General features: G+C 66.6%; 1 pseudogene. It reads left to right on the top strand.

Going from position 1 to position 350, the window contains the following annotated elements:
* Window positions 1–73 precede the first annotated feature (73 nt).
* Window positions 74–169 (top strand): annotated as a pseudogene (locus EN808_RS35405) (KGG domain-containing protein); the annotation flags it as partial.
* Between the last annotated feature and the right edge of the window lie 181 nt (window positions 170–350).

Genomic DNA, 350 nt, shown 5'->3' with positions numbered 1-350 from the left:
CGGCCAGCAGAGCCACAAGAACCGCGAGGACCAGCATCGCGGCAGCGGGCAGCAGCAGGCCGAGGACCGCAACATGGGTCAGCGGAGCGCCGGCCAGCACAGGGGCGGCAGCGGCAACTTCGCCGAGGACCGCCAGCGTGCTTCCGAAGCCGGCCGCAAGGGCGGCCAGCGCTGAGTTCAAAATGGCGTTCGTGTCCTGCACGGACGCCATTTCTTTCGGGACAATCGCGGAGGGACCATGGCTATCGAACAAGGCCACTGTTTTTGCGGGGCGGTGAGCGCGCGGATGGACGGCGAGCCGTTCTGGATCTGCTTCGATCACGACGATGATTGCCGCAGGGCCATCGGCA

Source organism: Mesorhizobium sp. M8A.F.Ca.ET.165.01.1.1, from assembly GCF_004792065.1.
In the GTDB taxonomy this organism is placed as follows: domain Bacteria; phylum Pseudomonadota; class Alphaproteobacteria; order Rhizobiales; family Rhizobiaceae; genus Mesorhizobium.
The sequence above is the reverse complement of the archived record's forward strand: the minus strand, read 5'-3'. Positions and strand labels throughout refer to the sequence as shown.